Below are 20,149 nucleotides of genomic sequence, written 5' to 3'. Positions count from 1 at the left end.
ATGGCTAACAACTTTGAAACGATGATGACGGAACTGGAGAGTATCGTCAATAAGCTCGATAATGACAAAGTATCACTTGAAGAGTCTATACAATTATATGAACAAGGGATTAAATTATCAAAAGCCTGCCAGCAGCAGCTGTCGGAAGCAGAGAAGAAAATCAATCAAGTAAGCGCTGCTGAGGTTAATAATGAAGCATAAATTTATTGAGTTAATCAACGATTATATGAGTCATCTCTATGATGATGCGTTAAGCGCTGAACTCGATGCAGCAATGAACTATTCATTATCAGCCGGCGGAAAACGCATCCGTCCGGTGCTGCTGCTGACGACGCTTGAAATGTGCGGTGAAAAGGCGGCGTCAGGACTGTCAGCGGCAGCGGCCATTGAAATGATTCATACGTATTCATTGATTCATGACGATCTGCCGGCGATGGATGATGACGATTACCGGAGAGGCAAGCTGACTAATCATAAAGTGTACGGTGAGGCGACAGCGATACTGGCCGGAGACGGACTATTGACTGACAGCTTCTACCACGTGATGAGTGATGAGACATTGACGGCTGAAGTGAAGGTTGCGCTGGTCCGCATTATTTCGCGGGCAGCGGGCAGCAGAGGGATGGTCGGCGGCCAGATGCTCGATATGGCTGCGGAACATCGGCAACTCACACGCGCTGAAATGGAGGAAGTTCATCTTCATAAAACGGGTGACCTTATTAGAGCCTGCTTCCTATGTGCAGGTGTGATTGCACGTCTCGATGACACGGCCATGGCGCAGCTGCATGACCTTGGCACTAAAGTCGGACTGCTGTTCCAGATTAAGGACGATATTCTCGATGTGGAAGGCAGTCTTGAGGAGATGGGCAAGACAGCTGGCAGCGATGCCCAGAACGACAAGGCGACTTATGTGACACTGCTTGGTCTGCCGGCTGCAAAACAGGCGATGACGGATGTCTATCATGAGGCAGTCGAGCTGGTCAGTCAATTGACCGACAACTGCACGTCGATGATGGAACTTCTGGATTATATCGTGGCACGGACTAAATAATCATCTGTATTACTAAAAGCCCTAGCGGCTTTTTTTGTTCATATTATGTTTTGTAATGATATAATAAAACTTAACTAATTATTTAGACTGTAGGTGGAACTCAAATGGATGTTGCAAAAATTAAAAATCCATCAGAAATACAAAGTCTCACAGAAAGTGAACTCGTACAGCTCAGCGAAGACATGAGAACTTTTTTGATTGAAAAGTGTGCGGTCACTGGTGGGCATATCGGTGCCAATTTAGGAGTGGTGGAGCTCACAATTGCGCTGCATAAGCATTTCAACAGCCCTGAGGATAAGATTATATTTGATGTCGGCCATCAGGCCTACATCCATAAAATTCTGACTGGCCGTGGTGACCAGTTTGATCAGCTGCGTCAGCACAAAGGATTAAGCGGATTCCCGAAACGTTCAGAAAGCGTTCATGACGTCTGGGAGGCGGGACACAGTTCAACCTCGCTGTCTGCGGCGATGGGCATGGCAAAAGCACGGGATATCATGGGGGAGCACTATCATATAGTTCCGGTCATCGGAGACGGCGCGCTGACAGGCGGCATGGCGCTTGAAGCTTTAAACCATATCGGTCATGACCGCACGAATATGACGATCATCCTGAATGATAACGAGATGAGCATTGCGCCGAACGTCGGTGCGATGCACAACATGTTCGGCCGGCTGCGCACCAATCAGAACTATAACCGGGCTAAAGTTGATATCGACGGCTTTTTGAGCAAGCTGCCGGGCGGCCTTAAACTCAGAGATTCAGCGGACCGGATTAAAGACAGCCTGAAGTATTTAGTTGTATCCGGTGTGTTCTTTGAGGAACTGGGCATTAAATATGTCGGTCCTGTCGATGGTCATAACTTCCGGGAACTTGGAGAGGCGATTGAGACGTCGAAGCGTATCAGCGGGCCGGTCATCATTCATGTCATCACAAAAAAAGGGAAAGGCTACCGCCATGCTGAAAATGATAAAATCGGCACCTGGCATGGGCTTGGGCCTTACAAACTAGATACAGGGGAACAGCTCGGCGGTAAAGTGTCAGCTCCGTCATGGAGCCAGCTGATGAGCGACGCCGTACTGGAACTTGCGAAGCATGATAAACGCATTGTCGCGATCACGCCTGCGATGCCGGTCGGAAGCAAGCTGACAAAATTTCAGCAGCAGCTTCCGGAACAGTTCTTTGATGTCGGTATTGCTGAGCAGCATGCAGTGACGATGGCGGGCGGACTGGCTGCCAGCGGAATGAAGCCGTATGTCGCGATTTATTCGACATTTTTACAGCGCGCATACGACCAGCTGCTGCACGATATTGACCGCCAGAAGCTGGATGTTGTCTTCGGTATCGACCGTTCAGGCCTTGTCGGCGCTGACGGTGAGACACATCAAGGTGTATTTGATATTCCGTTCCTGAGCCATCTGCCGCACATGACGGTCATGATGCCGAAAGATGAAGATGAAGCAGGAAAGATGGTCTACAGCGCATTTACTGATTATTCAGGACCGATCGCCATCAGATATCCGCGCGGCAATGGACTCGGCGTCAAAGTGACCGATCCCGCTGCCGGTATTCCTTACGGCAAGTGGGAAGTGCTGAGAGCAGGTGAAGATGCGGCAGTATTATCATTCGGCCCGACGCTTCAGCTGCTGCTGAAAGCGCAGGAGCTGCTTCTTAAAGAAGGGATTAATATAGAAGTCGTGAATGCACGCTTCATTAAACCGCTGGATACAGACTATCTGGACGAACTCGCGGCAAGAAACATTCCGGTGCTCACGGTGGAAGAATCCATGCTGACCGGCGGCTTCGGTTCACTGGTCGTCAATTATTTCAATGACCAGAAACAGCAGGTCGCAGTGAAGCGGCTTGGCATCGATAATGAATATATTGAACAGGGTGATGTCGACCTGCTGCTGCAGGACATCGGTCTGACGACTGCGCATATCGTCGACGAAATTAAACAGCTGACAGGTAAAACGGATGAAGAAGCAGCGCATTGATGACTGGCTTGTCAGCCATGAATATTTTGATTCAGTGGACGAAGCCAAAAGATTCATTATGGCAGGCAAAGTATTCAACGAACATGAACGCATTCACTCAGCCGCTGAAAAAATCACACCGGAGACGGTCAAGATCCGGGTGAAGGGTCTGAACAAAAAATATGTCAGCCGCGGCGGCTATAAGCTTGAGAAGGCACTGGCTGCATTTAACCTCGATATCCAGCATAAAGTTCATGTGGATATCGGCTCATCGACCGGCGGCTTTACAGACTGCGCCCTGCAAAACGGCGCATTGCAAAGCTATGCCATCGATGTCGGGACAAATCAATTGGCCTATGAGCTGCGCATCGATCCCCGTGTCACCGTGATGGAGCAGACAAACTTCCGCTATGTGACACCTGAGCAGTTTGATCCGCGGCCGAATTTCGCGACGATTGACGTGAGCTTTATTTCTTTAGGACTGATTTTCAAGACATTGAAGACGATACTTGCTGAGCAGGCAGAAGTGGTCGCACTCATTAAGCCGCAGTTTGAAGCGGAGCGTCATGAAGTCGGTGATAAAGGAATCGTCACGGATCCTGCTGTTCATTATAAAGTCATCCAGAAAGTACTGGCCCTGGCACAGCACGACCAGTTCTTTCCACTGGCGCTGACGACCTCCCCGATCAAAGGGGCAGCCGGTAACACAGAATATTTAGTTTATTTATCAAATACACCAAGTGATACAGAAATAACGTCTGATATGATTGCTGACGTCATCGCTGGATAGATATGAAAAAAGCCGTGTAATTAACGAATTAAACGGTTTTTTTGTTAGGAAATTATTTGTTTTTATGCTACGATTAGTGAATAAATATACAATTGGGGGATGCATATGGCAAATAAGACAATGCGGCAGATAAAAATAAGGGAAATCATTTCCAGTCAGCAAATTGAAACTCAGGAGGAACTGGTTGAAAAACTGAATGAATTCAATTTGAATGTCACTCAGGCAACAATCTCCCGTGACATAAAAGAACTGCAGCTCATTAAAGTTCCGACGCCGAGCGGCCAATATATTTACAGTCTGCCGAGAGACCGCAAATATCATCCGCTTGATAAACTCGGGCGCTACTTGATGGATTCTTTCGTGAAGCTGGAAGGGACGGGCAACCTGCTTGTGCTGAAGACTCTGCCCGGGAATGCACAGTCTATCGGTGCTATTTTAGACCAGCTGGAATGGGATGAGATTTTAGGGACGATCTGCGGTGACGACACGTGTCTGATCATCTGCAGAGATGCCGATTCAGGCAAAGTGGTGACGGAGCGCTTATTTAATATGCTTTAGGTGGAGGCAGAATATGTTACAGACATTGTCTATAAGACAGTTTGCAATCATTGAACAACTTGAAATTGAACTGAAACAAGGACTGACCGTTCTGTCCGGTGAGACAGGCGCAGGTAAGTCCATTATCATCGATGCGATTTCGCAGCTGATCGGTGCACGCGCCAGCCAGAATCTTGTACGTCACGGTGAGAATAAGGCGGTTGTTGAAGGGGTATTCGACATCGATCATAATCCGGTCGTGCAGCAGATGCTTGACGCTAAAGGAATTGACCGGGACGACTTCATGCTTGTTAAGCGCGAAATCATGAAGTCAGGGAAAAGTATATGCAGAATCAATAATCAGACCGTGACATTGAACGAGCTGCGGACCATCATGCAGGAGCTGCTCGATATTCACGGGCAGCATGAAACGCAGCACCTGCTCAAACCGAAATATCATCTGTCACTGCTCGATGAGTATTCAAAAGGGAGATATGCTGCTGTCAAGCAGCAGTATCAGACCATTTACGGCAAATACCGGAAGAAGCAGGATGAGCTGAAAAGACTGGAACGGCAGGATGATTCATTGCTGCAGCGGCTGGACCTCATTAAATTCCAGCATCATGAACTCTCTCAGGCAAAGCTGGTCACAGGAGAAAAAACAGTGATGACTGAAGACATCAACCGGCTGCGGAACTTTGAGAAGCTGAATATTGAGCTCACTAAAGCAGTCGGCTGTTTATCAAATGAGGATAACATTCTGGATAAGCTGTTTGATTTCACGGAGTCACTGAAGGAAGTCGATGACATTCTGTCCGGCCAGTATACGCAGCTCGTGGAAGAAACGCAGAACACTTATTATCTGCTCGAGGATGCCAAGCACCGGCTCCATGATGAAATGACCGGTAATGACTACGATGAGCAGACGCTGAACGAACTGGAAGAGCGCATGAATCTCATTCAGCAGCTGGAGCGTAAATACGGCGTGGATCATGACGGACTGATTCACTTGATCGGCAGGCTGGAGACAGAGATCAATCAAATTGAAAATCTTGAGGAAAGCACTTCTCACTTGAAAGAAGAAATAGATGCACTGTATGAGCAGCTGCTGTCAGCAGGGAGCATTCTGTCGAAAGAAAGAAGAAAAGATGCGCATCAGCTGAGAAATGATATATTGCAAGAGATTCATCATCTTGAAATGAAAAGCGCTAACATTGAACTGGCATTTACAAAGACGGAACCAAGTATGGATGGGCTGGAAGTGATGGAGTTCATGATCAGCCCGAATAAAGGGGAGCCGCTTAAGTCGCTGTATAAGATCGCTTCAGGCGGTGAGCTGTCACGGATTATGCTGGCGCTTAAAAGCATATTCGCTGAGAACAAAGGGCAGACCGCTATTCTCTTTGACGAAGTGGATACGGGCGTCTCCGGCCGGGTGGCGCAGAAGATGGCAGAGAAGATGAAAGCAATCGCAAAGCATATGCAGGTCATCTGTATCTCCCATCTGCCGCAGGTTGCAGCGATCAGCGATCACCATCTCTATATTGAGAAGCATGAGCGTGATGAAAGAACGGTGACTTCTGTGACAGAACTGACAGGAGCGGCAAAAGTCAATGAAGTGGCGCGGATGATATCGGGGGTGGAAGTGACGCCGCTCACTTTAGAGCACGCGGCAGAACTGATCGCCCAGAACAAAAAGGAATAGGTGGAGGTGACTGGATGTTAAGAGTTGCTATCATCGAAGATTCAAAAGAACTGGCGGTAACTATAAAAGCGCATCTGACGAAGCAAGGCATAATTGTTACAGATATCGCTAATAACGGCATGGATGGACGGCAGCTGATCGAAAAACGGAACTTCGATGTTCTGCTGCTGGATTTGGTGCTGCCAAATATCGATGGTCTGACACTTGTGAAAAATTACATGCCGAGAGAACGGGACTATAAAGTCATCTGTTTCTCTGCATTCGGCAAAGAATCGGTGCTGACTGAAGCGACGGCACTCGGCGTGGATTACTTTCTGCTTAAACCAGTCGATCTTGATGTGATTGAACAGACTATCAGACGGCTGTGTGAGCATATGGCTGAACCGGCACTTGATGAGCTGTTCTCTGAAAAATTGAAAGGCACGCAGTACATCAATGACGCTATGGCGATTCTTCAACAGACGCCGGAAAAAATCGAGCAGTTGACCCGGTCGCTGTATCCGGAAATCGCGCAGCTGAATGATGTCAATACGGCAAGTGTTGAACGAGCGATCCGGCATTCCATTGATAAAGCATGGAAGCAGGGATTTGAACAGAAATGGCAGGCAGAAGGCAAATATACAAAGCCGACAGTCGGTGAACTGCTCGACTACTTAATGAGGTAGCTTATGGTTAAAATTTTTGCGCATAGAGGGTATAAGAAGAAGTTTCCGGAAAACAGCATGCTTGCTTTTCGGAAGGCCATTGAGTACGGAGCAGACGGCATAGAGCTTGATGTCCATCTGACTGCGGATGAGCAGCTCGTCGTCATTCATGATGACACGCTGGACCGGACGACGAATCGGAGCGGCACTGTGAAAGACCTGACCTTTGCTGAACTGCGGAAGGCGAAAATCAGAACGGGACGCTTCACATACGAACGCATCCCGCTGCTGAAAGATGTTCTCGACCTGCTGGAGGATACGCCCCTTGAACTCAACATTGAAATCAAAGGTAAGACCGGCGGGGTGCTTGAAGCACGGCTTATTGAACTGCTTGCCCGGTATTCGATGGATGAGCGGCTCATTATTTCGAGCTTCCAGCTGGAGTCAGTGCGGCGCATCAAGCAGCTGCAGCCGGCGCTTGAGACAGCTTATCTTTATTCCAGATATGTCGATAGACCATGGCAGCTGAAGTCCGTCTACTTGTTTGACGGCATACATACGAATACATTCTATACGTCTGAAGATTTTGCCGCTAAGATTGCCGCTGAGCAGCTGAACGTGCGTCTGTATACAGTGAATCGAGCGGTAGATATAGCATACTGGCTGAAGACAGATGTCGATGCCATTATTACAGATGACGTCGAGCTGGCGGTGAACACAAAAAAATTCATCTGACAGAGATTAGTGTTTGCTCTTGTCGATGAATTTTTTTTGTACCCGTTCGGTTCTTTTTTCCATATGAAGGATATAGCCGCCGACGAACGCAATGCCTGCTACTGCAAGGATTAACCCTAACAGAAACTGCAGCCATATAAAGTGGAGTTCCGGCACTAAAACACCGAATACGGCGTCGCGCATCCATTTAACACCGAGACCGGCGAAGTAGATGGGAACGACGAGCACGAGCAGCGCTATTATTTTCTGCATGATCATCACCCGGAATCATTATACTTAATCCGGAGAGGTTTGACAAATTAAATTGCTAACTGCTGTAAATCAGCTACAATGAAAGGGAAAGGGTGAATGACATGCAATTCAATGATATATTAACAGCAGGAAAATCAGTAAAAAAAGTAGTCGCTGTCTGTCAGGCGGCAGATACGGACGTCATTAAGGCAGTCTGCAGGGCGCTCAAGGAGACAGAAGCTACTTTCAGGCTGTACGGAGATGAACGGAAAATAAAAGCACTGCTTGAACAGGAGCAGCAGCAGCAGACAGCGCGGCTTGAGATACGCCATACGCTATCAGAACAGCAGTCAGTAGAGCGGTCTGTCCGCTCTGTCGCGCGCGGCGAGGCCCATGTGCTCATGAAAGGACTTGTCGCCACGCCTGTCATCCTGAAGGAAGTGCTGAAGAAAGAACATCAGCTGACGACCGGCAGAAAACTCAGTCATCTCGCATTCTTCAATGTGCCGCTTTATCATAAAATGCTGATGGTGACAGATGCAGGAATGAATATCAGTCCGACGCTCGATGAAAAAGTCGATATTATCAACAATGCGCTGATCACTGCAAAACAGCTCGGCTATTCGGAGCCGAAAGTCGCCCTGATTTCTGCTATCGAGCTCATCAATCCGAAGATGCCGTCAACCGTTGATGCCGCATTGATCGCTCAGATGAGCCAGCGAAAACAGATCAAAGGCGGTATCATTGATGGTCCATTTGCACTTGATAATGCCATCAGTAAGGACGCGGCGCTTCATAAAGGGATGGATTCAGTCGTCGCCGGCGATGCTGATATTTTGGTCATGCCTCAGATTGAGTCAGGCAATGTCCTCTATAAATCATTGACCTATCTCGCCGGCGCAGATGTAGCGAGCATGGTCGTCGGAGCGAAAGTGCCGGTCATTCTATCATCACGTGCAGACAAATTCAGCGATAAATATAATTCCATCGTACTGGCTTTAAGTACGTTATAATTATTATTATAATATAATGTATAGAAATTAAAAAACGCATGAATGAATTATAGTGACAGCTTTTGTAAGCGCTTTATCAAATAAAAGTGTTAAAATTTGACGTATTCCTTAATAATAAATTAACATTTACTTAATCATGTAAACTGTAAGTTTTATAATTTATATTTGATTAGTAAAGTTTTTAATGTAAAATTAAAGAAGTAATGAGCTTAATATAATCATGAAAAGGGGTATCCGAATGATTTTCGAACGATTAGAACAATATGATTATGAGCAGGTAGTGTTCTGTTATGATGAAGCGAGTGGACTGAAAGCGATCATCGCCATTCATGATACAACACTTGGCCCGGCTCTTGGCGGCTGCAGAATGTGGCCGTATGCAAGTGAGGAAGAAGCGATTGATGATGCACTGCGTCTTGCGCGCGGTATGACTTATAAAAATGCAGCAGCAGGTTTAAATCTCGGCGGCGGTAAAACCGTGGTCATCGGCGATCCTAAAAAAGATAAATCAGAAGCGCTGTTCCGCGCATTAGGACGCTATGTCCAAAGCTTGAACGGCCGCTATATCACTGCGGAAGATGTCGGTACGACAGTGACAGATATGGATACAATTCACGAGGAGACAGATTATGTCGTAGGACTGTCTGAGAGCTTCGGTTCTTCAGGTAATCCAAGTCCGATGACTGCACTCGGTGTATACAAAGCGATGAAACGGACTGCAAAGGAAGCGTTCGGTTCTGACTCGCTCGAAGGAAAAACGGTTTCTGTGCAAGGGGTCGGCAACGTCTCATACAGCCTATGTGAATATCTGCATGAAGAAGGCGCTCATTTGATCGTCACAGATATTAACCAGGATTCCATCGACCGTGCGGTTAAAGCGTTTGGCGCTAAAGCAGTGGCACCTGATGAAATTTATGCAGTGGAAGCTGATATTTTTGCACCATGTGCACTGGGCGGCATCTTAAATGATGACAACATTCCACAGCTGAAAGTCAAAGCAGTGTGCGGCAGTGCCAACAACCAGCTGAGAGAAACTGAGAAGCACGCAGCGATGCTTGCAGAACGCGGCATCATTTACGCTCCGGACTTCGTGGTCAATTCAGGCGGTGTGATCAATGTGGCTGATGAACTGCATGGTTACAATGAAGGTCGTGCAACGAAGAAAATCGAAGAGATTTATGACCAGATGGATAAAGTGTTTGCAATCGCAGCGCGTGATAATATCTCTACTGCACTGGCAGCAGACCGTATGGCAGAAGAAAGAATCAACCAGATGATGCGCGTCCGCAGCACGTTCAGCATTAACGAACACTCGCTCATCTCAAGAAGAAAATAATGGCACATATATTGACACTCAATCTTGGTAGTACATCTTCCAAGATTGCTTTATTTGATGACCATACGTGTGTAATTACGGAGACATTGAGACATACAGTCGAAGAAGTCAGTGGAACAGTGGAGGAACAGACGGCCTTTCGTCTGCAGGTCGTCAATAATTTTCTGCAGAACCATCATATCGAGACATTCGATGCTATAGCGGCGCGCGGGGGACTGCTGAAGCCGATTTCGGGCGGCACTTATTTGATCAATGAGGCGATGACAAAAGACCTGCTGGCTTCTAAATATGGCAGTCACGCGTCAAATATCAGTACATTACTTGGCGGACAGCTGAGTAAGGCATACAATAAACCTGCATACATTGTTGATCCGGTCGTCGTTGATGAAATGTCCCCGATGGCGAAGATGACAGGACTGAAATTCATGGAACGCCGCAGCATATTTCATGCACTGAATCAGAAGGCTGTGGCAAGAAACTACGCCGAGCGGATCAATCGCAGCTACGAAGAGCTGAACTTGATTGTCGCCCATCTCGGCGGGGGAATTACGGTCGGGACACATGCAGGAGGACGGGTCGTCGATGTCAATGATGGATTATCCGGTGAGGGACCATTCAGTCCCGAACGTGCAGGCTCTCTGCCTGCGAATCAGCTGGCGCGCCACGTCATCGAAAGCCAGCTGACTATCGATGACGTGGCAAAGCTGCTGTCGAAGCGGGGCGGGTTTGTCTCTCACTTCGGTACGACAGATGCCATTGCTGTTGAACAGCGTGCACTGCAGGGTGACGCGGCAGCGGTTCTTGCCTATGAAGCGATGGCCTATCAGATTTCAAAATCCATTGCCGCGGCAAGCGTCTACTTTAACGGCAGTGCCGATCAAATTATTATGACCGGGGGACTTGCCTACAGCAATCGTCTCGTCAATATGATCACAGAGCGCGTGCAGTTTATTGCGGGTGTCACAGTGATGCCCGGTGAAAAAGAAATGGAGGCATTGACTGCAGGTGTCCTGCGCGTCCTGAACAAGGAAGAACAGCCTAAAGTCTATGCATAAAGGAGATTAGTATGGCAAATGAATATGATTTAGTAGTGCTCGGCGGCGGTACGGCAGGCTATGTGTCTGCCATCCGTGCGTCACAGCTGGGAATGAAAGTAGCGATTGTCGAGAAAGAGAAGCTCGGCGGCACATGTCTGCATAAAGGCTGTATTCCGACGAAAAGTCTGCTGAAGTCTGCTGAAGTGTTTTCTTATATCAAGCAGGCGGCGAAGTACGGCATTCAGGCACAGACGCCTGCCTATGATTTCAAAGATATCAGGAACCGTAAAGATGAAGTCGTAGCGAAAATGTACGGCGGCGTCCAGCATTTGATGAAGGCCAACCATATCGATGTCTACTCTGGGACAGGCAGAATTCTAGGGCCGTCTATCTTCTCACCACAGGCGGGTACCGTTTCTGTTGAGAACAGCAGCGGAGAATCAGAGCTGCTGGTCAATAAGCACGTGCTGATCTGCACGGGAAGCACACCGCGGGAACTGCCGTTTCTGCCCTTTGACCATAAGACAGTATTATCAAGTGATGATATGATGACGCTTGAAACATTGCCGAAATCGATGGCCATTGTCGGCGGTGGTGTCATCGGCCTTGAATTCGCCTCGCTGCTTGCTGATCTGGAAGTGGAAGTGACTGTTATCGAAGCAGGTTCTTCGATCATCCCGGCTGAAGAGAAGAAAATCAGCCGTATTCTGCAGAAGGAGCTTGAGAAAAAAGGCATCAAGTTTCTGACTGGCGAAAGCCTGTCAGCGGAGACGATTGTACAGGATGAGCAGGGAATCACATTCACGCTGTCTGAAGTGGTTAATGCCGAGCAGGTGCTGGTCGCTATCGGCAGAAGGCCGAACAGCGATGACATCGGTCTGAATAACACTAAGATCAAAGCGACAAACGGCTTTATCGAAGTCAATGAATTCTATCAGACTGAAGATAAGCATATTTATGCGGTCGGCGATGTCATCGGCAATCTGCAGCTGGCACACGTAGCCACAAAGGAAGGTGTCATTGCAGTCGAGCATATGAACGATGCGGCACCGATCACGCTTGATTACGACACCGTGCCGAAATGTATTTATACAAACCCGGAAGTAGCGAGCATCGGTATGACCGAAGCAGCTGCTAAGGACGCAGGCTTTGACACAGTGACAAAAGCTGTGCCGTTTGCAGCGATCGGCAAGGCAGTCATCAATGGTGATACGAGCGGGCAGGCCATACTGATCAAAGATAAAAAGAGTGATGAAGTGCTTGGATTGTCTATGATCGGCCCGAATGTCACCGAGATCATCAATGAAGTGGCACTGGCAAAATTTATGAATGCGTCGACACTTGAACTCGGACTGACGGTCCATGCTCATCCGTCTGTATCGGAAGTACTGATGGAACTCGGACTTGCAGGTGAAGGCCGTGCCATTCATATATAGGAGGAAGTAGTAATGATGGATCACAAAGAAGCCGGACTCACACCGGATGATTTAAAAGCAATGTACCGCTCAATGCTGCTCGGCAGAAAACTGGACGAGCGCATGTGGCTGCTGAACCGCGCCGGTAAACTACCGTTCGTCATCAGCTGTCAGGGGCAGGAAGCCACGCAGATCGGCGCGGCTTATGCACTGGAATCAGGAGATATCACGTCACCGTACTACCGTGACCTTGCGCTCGTGACCCATATGGGGATGACCCCTGAAGAGACGATGCTTTCAGCATTCGCAAAGTCAGGAGATGTCTCAAGCGGCGGCAAGCAGATGCCGTCACATTTCAGTAAGAAGTCATGCGGTATTTTAACACAGGGCTCATGTGTCGCGACACAAGTGCTGCATGCAGTCGGCGCCGCACTTGCCTTCAAGATGGACGGCGAGAAAAAAATCGCATTGACAACACTGGGCGAAGGGTCAAGCAACCAGGGTGATTTTCATGAGGGACTGAATTTTGCAGGCGTGCATGACCTGCCGTTCATCTGTATCATTGAAAACAATAAATATGCGATCAGTGTGCCGCATACACTGCAGTACGGGGCTGACAAACTGTCGGACCGTGCCATCGGTTACGGCATGCACGGCGAACATATCGACGGCAATGACCCGATTGCTGTCTACAAAGCGGTAAAAGAGGCAAGAGAACGTGCAGTGAATGGTGACGGTGCAACGCTGATCGAAGCGATGTCGACGAGACTGACGGCCCATTCGTCAGATGATGATGACAGCTACCGGACACTCGATGAACGTAATTCCAATAAAGAGCTGGACTGCAACATCAGATTCAAGGCATATATTCTGGAACACGGGGCAGCAGACGAGGCGTGGTTTGAAGAGCTGGACAAAGAACTCACTACTATCGTCAACGATGCCACGAAGAAAGCAGAGCAGGCACCTTACCCGGCACCTGAAGAAGCGCTGCTGCATGTTTATGGAGGTTAATCATGGCTAAACTATCTTATTTAGAAGCGATTCACCAGGCGATGGCTGAAGAAATGGAACGCGATGACAGTGTCTTTGTCATCGGTGAGGACGTCGGTAAAAAAGGCGGTGTCTTCGGTGTGACAAAAGGGCTGCAGGAGAAGTTCGGTGAATACCGGAGCATCGATGCGCCGCTTGCGGAATCAAATATTGTCGGCGCGTCTATCGGTGCCGCAATGGTCGGCAAGCGTCCGGTCGCAGAAATCCAGTTCGCTGAATATATACTGCCGGCGACCAACCAGATCTTAAATGAGGCGGCGAAAATCAGGTACCGTTCAAACAACGACTGGCACTGCCCGCTGACTATCCGTGCACCGTTCGGCGGCGGTATTCACGGGGCGCTGTATCATTCGCAGTCCATCGAGACGATTTTTGCGTCGACACCCGGCTTGAAAGTAGTCATTCCGTCAACACCATATGACGCGAAAGGGCTGCTGAAGGCGGCGATTCGTGATGACGACCCTGTGCTCTACTTCGAACACAAAAAAGCTTATCGCCTGCTCAAGCAGGAAGTGCCGGAAGAGGATTACATCGTACCGATCGGCAAGGCAGACTCTAAACGTGAAGGCGATGACATCACAGTCATCACTTACGGCCTGTGCGTCAACTATGCACTGCAGGCAGCTGAGAAGCTCGCTGCAGAAGGCATTGAGACAGAAGTCGTGGATTTAAGAACCGTCTATCCGATCGATAAAGAGTATGTCATCAATGCGGCTAAGAAAACCGGGAAAGTGCTGCTCGTCACTGAAGATAATCTTGAAGGCAGCATCATGAGTGAAGTATCAGCCATCATCGCTGAGAACTGTCTGTTCGACCTGGACGCGCCGATCAGACGGCTGGCTGGACCGGATGTTCCATCGATGCCTTATTCACCGCCGATGGAAGATTTCTTCATGGTGAATCCGGAAAAAATTGAAAATGCAATGCGCGAGCTTGCAAACTTTTAATGGAGGTTAATCATGGATATAACAATGCCGAAACTCGGTGAAAGTGTACATGAAGGAACAATAGAGAACTGGCTCGTCAAAGTCGGAGATACAATCAATGAGTACGAGCCGTTATGTGAAGTGATCACAGATAAAGTGACAGCAGAAGTCCCTTCTGTAGTGACTGGAACCATCAGTGAGATTGTTGTTGAAGCAGGAGAGACCGTGGATATCGGAACAGTCATCTGCCGCATTGCGACCGATGGCGAAGGTGAAGTGCCGGCAGCGGCTGAAGTGAAAACACCAAACGAAGAGAAGGCAGAAGTGAAAGAGTCAGTGAAGCCTGCCGCACAGTCAGCCGGCCGCAAGAACAACGGCAAGTTTTCGCCGGTCGTCTTCAAGCTTGCCGGCGAACACGGTATTGATCTTGAGCAGGTCACTGGAACGGGGTTTGAAGGCCGCGTCACAAAGAAAGACATCATGAATGCGATAGAGAACGGTGTGCCTGAAGCACCGGCAGCACGTGAAGACAGCACGATGCCTGAACGAGCAGCAGCTCCATCTTCGGCACCATCATCCGCCCCAGCTCCCGCACCTGCTGCAGGCGAAACAATTCCTGTCAACGGTGTGAGACGAGCGATTGCGAATAAAATGGTGCAGAGTGTCACAGAAATTCCTCATGCCTGGATGATGATCGAAGTGGACGTCACTGAGCTTGTGACAACGCGCAACAAACATAAGAATCAGTTCAAGCAGCAGGAAGGCTATAATCTGACATTTTTCAGCTTCTTCGCCAAAGCAGTGGCTGAAGCGCTGAAAGCATTCCCGATGCTGAACAGTTCATGGCAGGGCGACCAGATCGTCATCAATAAGGACATCAATTTGTCGATTGCTGTCGCAAGTGACGATAAACTGTATGTGCCGGTCATCCATCATGCCGATGACCTGTCCATCAAAGGAATCGCGAAGCGCATCAGTGAACTGGCTGACAAAGGACGCAGCCATCAGCTGAGCAGTGCCGATATGCAGGGCGGCACATTTACACTGAACAACACCGGTTCTTTCGGCTCTGTTCAGTCCATGGGCATCATCAATCATCCGCAGGCCGCGATTCTGCAGGTTGAAACCATCGTTAAACGTCCGGTCATCATTGACGGCATGATCGCCGTGCGCGATAGGTGCAACCTCTGTCTGTCGATAGACCATAGAATTCTTGATGGACTTGTCGCCGGTCAGTTCCTGCAGCACGTCAAAAAGAACCTGGAACAGATGACGGTTGACAACACATCGATTTATTAGTCAAACAACTCTCTAGATTATTCATGTTGATTTATGTAATATAATAATATGACTAACTGAAGAGGTGTAAGTAATGGAAATGGATTTTAATCTTTATATGAACCAGGTCGTTGATACTGCGCGGCAGGAAATTGAAAGCGCAGGCTACGAACAGCTGCGTACAGCAGAAGCCGTACAGGCGACACTTGACAAACCGGGTACAACATTTGTCATGGTCAACTCAGTCTGCGGCTGTGCAGGCGGTATTGCACGTCCTGCTGCTGCGCATGCGCTGCATTATGATAAACTGCCTGACCGTCTGGTGACTGTCTTTGCAGGACAGGATAAAGAAGCGACAGCAAAAGCAAGAGAATACTTTGAAGGTTATCCGCCGTCAAGCCCGTCATTCGCCTTAGTGAAAGATGGTAAAGTCGTGACGATGATTGAACGTCATGAAATTGAAGGCCATGATCCGATGAGCGTCATTACAAGTATTCAAGCCCTGTTCGAAGAACACGGGGAGGAGAGATAAGCCTGGGGATTTCCCCCGGCTTTATTTTCATTGATGAAGAATTTTTCCTTGAAACCTTATCGGATCGGCTACAGAACAATAAAGACGGCGTTCGGTATGGCGCTCGGCGTCCTGATTGCAAAGCTGCTCGGTCTTGAGAATTTCTCGTCAGCGGCCATTCTAGTCGTGCTGTGCGTCAAAAACACAAAAATCAAATCGATGGAAGCGGCGCTGTCGCGTCTCGTGTCATGTATGATTGCCATCTTGTTCTCATATATTTTCTTTGAATTTCTTGGGTACAATCCGGTCGTCCTCGGTTTACTTGTGCTGTTGTTTATTCCGGTGACCGTCATGCTCGGCGCTCAGGAAGGCGTGGTGACCGCCTGTGTCATCATGCTGCACTGCTTCAACTCCGGCCATGTCACACCGGCTCTTATGGTCAACGAAATGATCCTGCTCGTCGTCGGCCTCGGCATCGCCCTTATCTTAAACAGCTATATGCCTAACCGCCAGGCAGAGCTTGAGCAGTATAAAAAGCGTATAGAAGGCGACTTCCAGCAAATACTGTCCCAGTTCAGCGATGCCTTGAGATACGTTGACATTAAACTGGAGACAGGCGTACTTGATCAGTTGAACCATACGATAGAAAAAGCGAAATCTGTGGCTTTCATGGATGTCGAGAACCACTTCGTCAGAAATGAGAACTCCTATTATTACTACTTTGATATGCGGGGCGAGCAGGTGGAGCTGATGTACCGCATGGCTGACTTGATCAATGAGATGGACCGTGCAGATCAGATCCACAGCAGATGCAGTGACATTTTAGCGGACATGAGCCGCGGCGTGTCCAGCAATGACTATACGGCGATACGGCTGCATGATCTGTATGAAGTCAGGCTCGATATGAAAGCGCATGAGCTGCCGAAGAACTACCAGGAACTGCATTCAAGGGCAGCCGCCATGCAGCTGCTCAAAGAAATAGAATCCTACTTGACGATCAAGTCGAAGTTCGGGTCTTTGAAAAATTACTAAAAAAAGTCTACGATGAAGTAGACTTAGTTTGCGAGCAATGGAATTAAGCTTGAGAGTATAAGTGACGCCACGATAGCAATCAGCATCAGGTAGATGAAAATTTGTCTGAAACGTTTGTTGTTCAAGTGATATCTTCCTTTCAAGTTTTATTCTATTATAGCAAATTTAATTATTCGTGAGGAGTGAACGTATGATCAACCAGCAGAGATTAGTAGAAACATTTGTCGAACTTGTCACAATAGACAGTGAAACAGGCCAGGAACGAGCGATTGCAGACCATCTGAAAGCGCTGTTTACAAGTCTCGGTCTTGACGTCACAGAAGACGACAGCCAGGAGAGAACAGGATTCGGTGCAGGTAATCTCATCATCAACATGAAGGGGACGACCGACCAGACTCCGATATATTTCTCATGTCATATGGATACCGTCACACCCGGCAGGAACATCAAACCGGTTATTGCGGACGGCATCATTGCCTCAGACGGCACAACGATTCTTGGCGCAGACGACAAAGCAGGGATCGCAGCATTGATTGAAAGCATACGGGTGATCCAGGAGGAGCAACTGCCGCACGGCGATCTGCAGTTTGTGATTTCAGTCGGGGAAGAAAGCCAGCTCGTCGGCGCTAAAGCGTTCGATAAGAAGTATTTGACGTCTGACTTTGGTTTTGCGCTTGATTCAGGTAACACTGTCGGAACGATTGTTACTGCAGCACCTTCTCAGGCGAAAGTAGAGACAGTAATCACAGGTGTGACGGCCCATGCAGGCGTCGCGCCGGAGCAAGGCGTGAGTGCCATCAATATCGCTGCAAAAGCCGTGAGCCGTATGACACTCGGCCGCATAGACCACGAGACAACAGCGAACATCGGCCGCTTTGAAGGTGGTACAGTAACGAATATCGTCGCAGACAGCTGCTACCTGCTCAGTGAGGCGAGAAGTATCAATCAGAACAAATTGGAGCAGCAGACCGCTCATATGAAAGAGACATTTGAACGGACCGCTGAAGAGATGGGCGGCCAGGCAGACGTCAAGATCATCCCTGCCTATCCGAGCTTTAATGTCGCAGAAGAGGCGAAAGTCGTGCAGGTTGCAAAGCAGGCGGCAGAAAATATCGGTGTCACACCGGAGCTTATCCACAGCGGCGGCGGCAGCGATGCGAACATCTTCAACAGTCTGGACGTACCGACGATTGTGCTGGCTGTCGGTTATCAGGAAATCCATACGAAGAACGAAAAAATGCCGATTGACCAGCTGAAGAAACTGACAGCGCAAGTGCTCGAAATCATTAAACTTGTTTAATCCGGACCAGGGCTACAGCCCTGGTTTTGTTATGGCACAGCGCCGGTCCATTCAAGAAGCAGTCATGATTTTCTTCAGTCTTTCTTTTAGTGACGGTACTTGGACTGTGTTATAATGATTGAGTAAAATACTAGGAAAGAGGTATGTACATGACTAAACAGCAAATCGGTGTCGTAGGTCTTGCCGTAATGGGTAAGAACCTGGCATGGAATATTGAATCAAGAGGCTATTCTGTGGCGGTGTTCAACCGTTCTCCCCAGAAGACAGATGAAATGGTCCAGGAATCTGAAGGGAGAAACATCTTCCCGACATACTCTCTTGAAGAGTTCGTAGCAAGTCTTGAAGTTCCAAGACGAATTCTGATGATGGTCAAAGCAGGCGAAGCGACTGATCATACGATTGAAAGTCTGATTCCGCTGCTTGACGCAGGCGATATTCTGATTGACGGTGGTAACACGAATTATCTGGATACGATCCGCCGCAGCAAATACTTGTCAGAAAAAGGTCTCAACTTCATCGGTACCGGTGTATCCGGCGGTGAAGAAGGCGCGCTTCACGGACCGTCAATTATGCCGGGTGGCCAGAAAGCGGCCTATGAATTAGTGAAGCCGATCTTGGAGGCTATCTCTGCCAAAGCAAGCGACGGCAAGCCATGTGTTGCATACATCGGTCCGGACGGGGCAGGTCATTATGTCAAGATGGTGCATAACGGCATTGAATATGCGGATATGCAGCTGATCGCAGAAAGCTACGACTTGATGAAGAATGTATTGAAGATGGACCATCATGACATCGCTGATACGTTCGCGGAATGGAATAACGGTGAACTGGATTCGTACTTGATTGAAATCACAGCGGATGTCTTCCGTAAACTTGACGAAGACGGCACGCCGCTCGTTGAGAAAGTGATGGATAAAGCGGGACAGAAAGGCACAGGCAAATGGACATCCATCAATGCACTTGAACTGGGTATTCCACTTACGATCATCACGGAATCCGTATTTGCGCGCTTCATCTCCGCACAGAAAGACGAACGCAGAATCGCCGCGAAGGAATTCGTCGGTCAGGAATATTCATTCAAAGGCGATAAGGAGGAGTTTCTTGAGCAGATCCGTCAGGCGTTGTATATGAGCAAGATCTGCAGCTATGCCCAAGGGTTCAGCCAGATGAAAGTCGCCAGTGAAACGAACAACTGGGATCTTAAACTCGGCGATCTTGCGATGATCTGGCGTGAAGGATGTATCATCCGTGCGCAGTTCCTGCAGAAGATCAAAGAGGCTTATGATAACAATGCGGAGCTGCAGAACTTGCTGCTTGATCCTTACTTCAAGGATGTCGTCTCCAAATATAACGGTTCACTGCGCAAAGTGACTGGAACTGCCATCGAAGCAGGATTCCCGGTGCCGTCATTTGCAGCTGCCATCACTTATTTTGACAGCTACCGAGCAGAAAACCTGCCGGCCAACTTAATTCAGGCGCAGCGTGACTACTTCGGTGCCCATACTTATGAACGTAAAGATAAAGAAGGCATCTTCCATACAGACTGGAAATAACAATAAAACCATGATGACTCAGTCAT

21 protein-coding genes are annotated in these 20,149 nt (G+C 48.4%); 19 read left to right on the top strand and 2 right to left on the bottom strand.

The genetic code is table 11. The features are described from left to right. The 8 genes from xseB to KFV11_RS06410 all read left to right on the top strand — a co-directional run bounded on the left by xseB (position 1) and on the right by KFV11_RS06410 (position 7,438). Positions 1-201 carry an exodeoxyribonuclease VII small subunit gene (gene xseB, locus KFV11_RS06445; RefSeq protein ID WP_149458593.1) on the top strand — a complete coding sequence of 67 codons (201 nt, stop codon included), beginning with the start codon at positions 1-3 and terminating at the stop codon, positions 199-201. Then, a complete protein-coding gene (locus KFV11_RS06440) occupies positions 191-1,051 on the top strand; it encodes a polyprenyl synthetase family protein (protein ID WP_254249517.1) in 861 nt (286 codons plus the stop codon). The genes xseB and KFV11_RS06440 overlap by 11 nt, the downstream gene beginning before the upstream one ends. A 104-nt stretch (positions 1,052-1,155) precedes the next feature. After that, positions 1,156-3,048 carry a 1-deoxy-D-xylulose-5-phosphate synthase gene (dxs, locus tag KFV11_RS06435; RefSeq protein WP_149458595.1) on the top strand — a complete coding sequence of 631 codons (1,893 nt, stop codon included), beginning with the start codon at positions 1,156-1,158 and terminating at the stop codon, positions 3,046-3,048. Further along, positions 3,029-3,817: a TlyA family RNA methyltransferase gene (locus KFV11_RS06430; protein WP_149458596.1), complete on the top strand. Its 789-nt coding sequence runs from the start codon at positions 3,029-3,031 to the stop codon at positions 3,815-3,817. The genes dxs and KFV11_RS06430 overlap by 20 nt, the downstream gene beginning before the upstream one ends. 105 nt (positions 3,818-3,922) lie before the next feature. Further along, positions 3,923-4,375: a transcriptional regulator AhrC/ArgR gene (gene ahrC, locus KFV11_RS06425; RefSeq protein ID WP_149458597.1), complete on the top strand. Its 453-nt coding sequence runs from the start codon at positions 3,923-3,925 to the stop codon at positions 4,373-4,375. Between the two features lie 13 nt (positions 4,376-4,388). After that, entirely contained in the window at positions 4,389-6,059 is a 1,671-nt protein-coding gene (recN, locus tag KFV11_RS06420) for a DNA repair protein RecN (protein ID WP_149458598.1), read from the top strand. Between the two features lie 14 nt (positions 6,060-6,073). After that, on the top strand, positions 6,074-6,724 hold the full coding sequence (locus tag KFV11_RS06415) for a response regulator (protein ID WP_254249516.1): 651 nt from the start codon (positions 6,074-6,076) through the stop codon (positions 6,722-6,724). A 3-nt stretch (positions 6,725-6,727) separates the two neighbouring features. After that, positions 6,728-7,438, top strand: coding sequence for a glycerophosphodiester phosphodiesterase (locus KFV11_RS06410; RefSeq protein ID WP_254249515.1), 711 nt, complete (start codon positions 6,728-6,730; stop codon positions 7,436-7,438). A gap of 6 nt (positions 7,439-7,444) precedes the next feature. Here KFV11_RS06410 and KFV11_RS06405 read toward each other — a convergent pair whose 3' ends face one another. Next, positions 7,445-7,690 (bottom strand): DUF2627 domain-containing protein, encoded by a 246-nt coding sequence (locus KFV11_RS06405; RefSeq protein ID WP_149458601.1) that lies wholly within the window; start codon positions 7,688-7,690, stop codon positions 7,445-7,447. Positions 7,691-7,791: 101 nt separating this feature from the next. Between KFV11_RS06405 and KFV11_RS06400 the strand changes: the two genes are divergently transcribed. The 9 genes from KFV11_RS06400 (at position 7,792) to KFV11_RS06360 (ending at position 17,270) form a co-directional block, all read left to right on the top strand. Next, a complete protein-coding gene (locus tag KFV11_RS06400) occupies positions 7,792-8,682 on the top strand; it encodes a bifunctional enoyl-CoA hydratase/phosphate acetyltransferase (protein WP_149458602.1) in 891 nt (296 codons plus the stop codon). A 238-nt stretch (positions 8,683-8,920) separates the two neighbouring features. Next, on the top strand, positions 8,921-10,018 hold the full coding sequence (locus KFV11_RS06395; RefSeq protein WP_254249514.1) for a Glu/Leu/Phe/Val dehydrogenase dimerization domain-containing protein: 1,098 nt from the start codon (positions 8,921-8,923) through the stop codon (positions 10,016-10,018). Next, on the top strand, positions 10,018-11,073 hold the full coding sequence (gene buk, locus KFV11_RS06390) for a butyrate kinase (protein WP_149458604.1): 1,056 nt from the start codon (positions 10,018-10,020) through the stop codon (positions 11,071-11,073). The genes KFV11_RS06395 and buk overlap by 1 nt, the downstream gene beginning before the upstream one ends. Positions 11,074-11,084: 11 nt before the next feature. Then, positions 11,085-12,491, top strand: a complete 1,407-nt coding sequence (gene lpdA / locus KFV11_RS06385; RefSeq protein ID WP_149458605.1) for a dihydrolipoyl dehydrogenase — start codon at positions 11,085-11,087, stop codon at positions 12,489-12,491. Positions 12,492-12,503: 12 nt separating this feature from the next. After that, complete coding sequence (locus KFV11_RS06380) at positions 12,504-13,484, top strand: thiamine pyrophosphate-dependent dehydrogenase E1 component subunit alpha (protein WP_149458606.1); 981 nt, start codon at positions 12,504-12,506, stop codon at positions 13,482-13,484. 2 nt (positions 13,485-13,486) lie between these two features. Next, the gene (locus KFV11_RS06375) at positions 13,487-14,470 is read left to right on the top strand and encodes an alpha-ketoacid dehydrogenase subunit beta (protein WP_149458607.1); all 984 of its coding nucleotides are present in this window, start codon (positions 13,487-13,489) and stop codon (positions 14,468-14,470) included. Between the two features lie 12 nt (positions 14,471-14,482). Continuing rightward, complete coding sequence (locus KFV11_RS06370) at positions 14,483-15,748, top strand: dihydrolipoamide acetyltransferase family protein (protein ID WP_149458608.1); 1,266 nt, start codon at positions 14,483-14,485, stop codon at positions 15,746-15,748. A gap of 73 nt (positions 15,749-15,821) precedes the next feature. Then, positions 15,822-16,259 carry a BrxA/BrxB family bacilliredoxin gene (locus KFV11_RS06365; protein WP_149458609.1) on the top strand — a complete coding sequence of 146 codons (438 nt, stop codon included), beginning with the start codon at positions 15,822-15,824 and terminating at the stop codon, positions 16,257-16,259. A 33-nt stretch (positions 16,260-16,292) separates the two neighbouring features. Beyond that, entirely contained in the window at positions 16,293-17,270 is a 978-nt protein-coding gene (locus tag KFV11_RS06360) for an aromatic acid exporter family protein (RefSeq protein ID WP_254249513.1), read from the top strand. Between the two features lie 23 nt (positions 17,271-17,293). On the opposite strand, the gene prli42 is transcribed toward KFV11_RS06360, so the two are convergent. Continuing rightward, positions 17,294-17,395, bottom strand: coding sequence for a stressosome-associated protein Prli42 (gene prli42 / locus KFV11_RS11690; protein WP_149458611.1), 102 nt, complete (start codon positions 17,393-17,395; stop codon positions 17,294-17,296). A gap of 65 nt (positions 17,396-17,460) precedes the next feature. Between prli42 and KFV11_RS06350 the strand changes: the two genes are divergently transcribed. Together KFV11_RS06350 and gnd are read left to right on the top strand one after the other, a co-directional pair. Further along, positions 17,461-18,570, top strand: a complete 1,110-nt coding sequence (locus KFV11_RS06350) for a M20/M25/M40 family metallo-hydrolase (RefSeq protein ID WP_254249512.1) — start codon at positions 17,461-17,463, stop codon at positions 18,568-18,570. 149 nt (positions 18,571-18,719) lie between these two features. Next, positions 18,720-20,123, top strand: a complete 1,404-nt coding sequence (gene gnd / locus KFV11_RS06345) for an NADP-dependent phosphogluconate dehydrogenase (RefSeq protein WP_149458613.1) — start codon at positions 18,720-18,722, stop codon at positions 20,121-20,123. The last annotated feature ends 26 nt before the right edge of the window (positions 20,124-20,149 follow it).

This window comes from Macrococcus equipercicus (assembly GCF_024205945.1).
GTDB lineage: Bacteria > Bacillota > Bacilli > Staphylococcales > Staphylococcaceae > Macrococcus > Macrococcus equipercicus.
This window is presented reverse-complemented; position numbering and strand designations above follow the sequence as displayed.

Excerpts from the sequence above, each read along its gene's own strand:
- xseB (WP_149458593.1), top strand. The coding sequence starts at position 1 with ATGGCTAACAACTTTGAAACGATGATGACGGAACTGGAGAGTATCGTC.
- KFV11_RS06440 (WP_254249517.1), top strand. The coding sequence starts at position 191 with ATGAAGCATAAATTTATTGAGTTAATCAACGATTATATGAGTCATCTC.
- dxs (WP_149458595.1), top strand. The coding sequence starts at position 1,156 with ATGGATGTTGCAAAAATTAAAAATCCATCAGAAATACAAAGTCTCACA.
- KFV11_RS06430 (WP_149458596.1), top strand. The coding sequence starts at position 3,029 with ATGAAGAAGCAGCGCATTGATGACTGGCTTGTCAGCCATGAATATTTT.
- ahrC (WP_149458597.1), top strand. The coding sequence starts at position 3,923 with ATGGCAAATAAGACAATGCGGCAGATAAAAATAAGGGAAATCATTTCC.
- recN (WP_149458598.1), top strand. The coding sequence starts at position 4,389 with ATGTTACAGACATTGTCTATAAGACAGTTTGCAATCATTGAACAACTT.
- KFV11_RS06415 (WP_254249516.1), top strand. The coding sequence starts at position 6,074 with ATGTTAAGAGTTGCTATCATCGAAGATTCAAAAGAACTGGCGGTAACT.
- KFV11_RS06410 (WP_254249515.1), top strand. The coding sequence starts at position 6,728 with ATGGTTAAAATTTTTGCGCATAGAGGGTATAAGAAGAAGTTTCCGGAA.
- KFV11_RS06405 (WP_149458601.1), bottom strand. The coding sequence starts at position 7,690 with ATGCAGAAAATAATAGCGCTGCTCGTGCTCGTCGTTCCCATCTACTTC.
- KFV11_RS06400 (WP_149458602.1), top strand. The coding sequence starts at position 7,792 with ATGCAATTCAATGATATATTAACAGCAGGAAAATCAGTAAAAAAAGTA.
- KFV11_RS06395 (WP_254249514.1), top strand. The coding sequence starts at position 8,921 with ATGATTTTCGAACGATTAGAACAATATGATTATGAGCAGGTAGTGTTC.
- buk (WP_149458604.1), top strand. The coding sequence starts at position 10,018 with ATGGCACATATATTGACACTCAATCTTGGTAGTACATCTTCCAAGATT.
- lpdA (WP_149458605.1), top strand. The coding sequence starts at position 11,085 with ATGGCAAATGAATATGATTTAGTAGTGCTCGGCGGCGGTACGGCAGGC.
- KFV11_RS06380 (WP_149458606.1), top strand. The coding sequence starts at position 12,504 with ATGATGGATCACAAAGAAGCCGGACTCACACCGGATGATTTAAAAGCA.
- KFV11_RS06375 (WP_149458607.1), top strand. The coding sequence starts at position 13,487 with ATGGCTAAACTATCTTATTTAGAAGCGATTCACCAGGCGATGGCTGAA.
- KFV11_RS06370 (WP_149458608.1), top strand. The coding sequence starts at position 14,483 with ATGGATATAACAATGCCGAAACTCGGTGAAAGTGTACATGAAGGAACA.
- KFV11_RS06365 (WP_149458609.1), top strand. The coding sequence starts at position 15,822 with ATGGAAATGGATTTTAATCTTTATATGAACCAGGTCGTTGATACTGCG.
- KFV11_RS06360 (WP_254249513.1), top strand. The coding sequence starts at position 16,293 with ATGAAGAATTTTTCCTTGAAACCTTATCGGATCGGCTACAGAACAATA.
- KFV11_RS06350 (WP_254249512.1), top strand. The coding sequence starts at position 17,461 with ATGATCAACCAGCAGAGATTAGTAGAAACATTTGTCGAACTTGTCACA.
- gnd (WP_149458613.1), top strand. The coding sequence starts at position 18,720 with ATGACTAAACAGCAAATCGGTGTCGTAGGTCTTGCCGTAATGGGTAAG.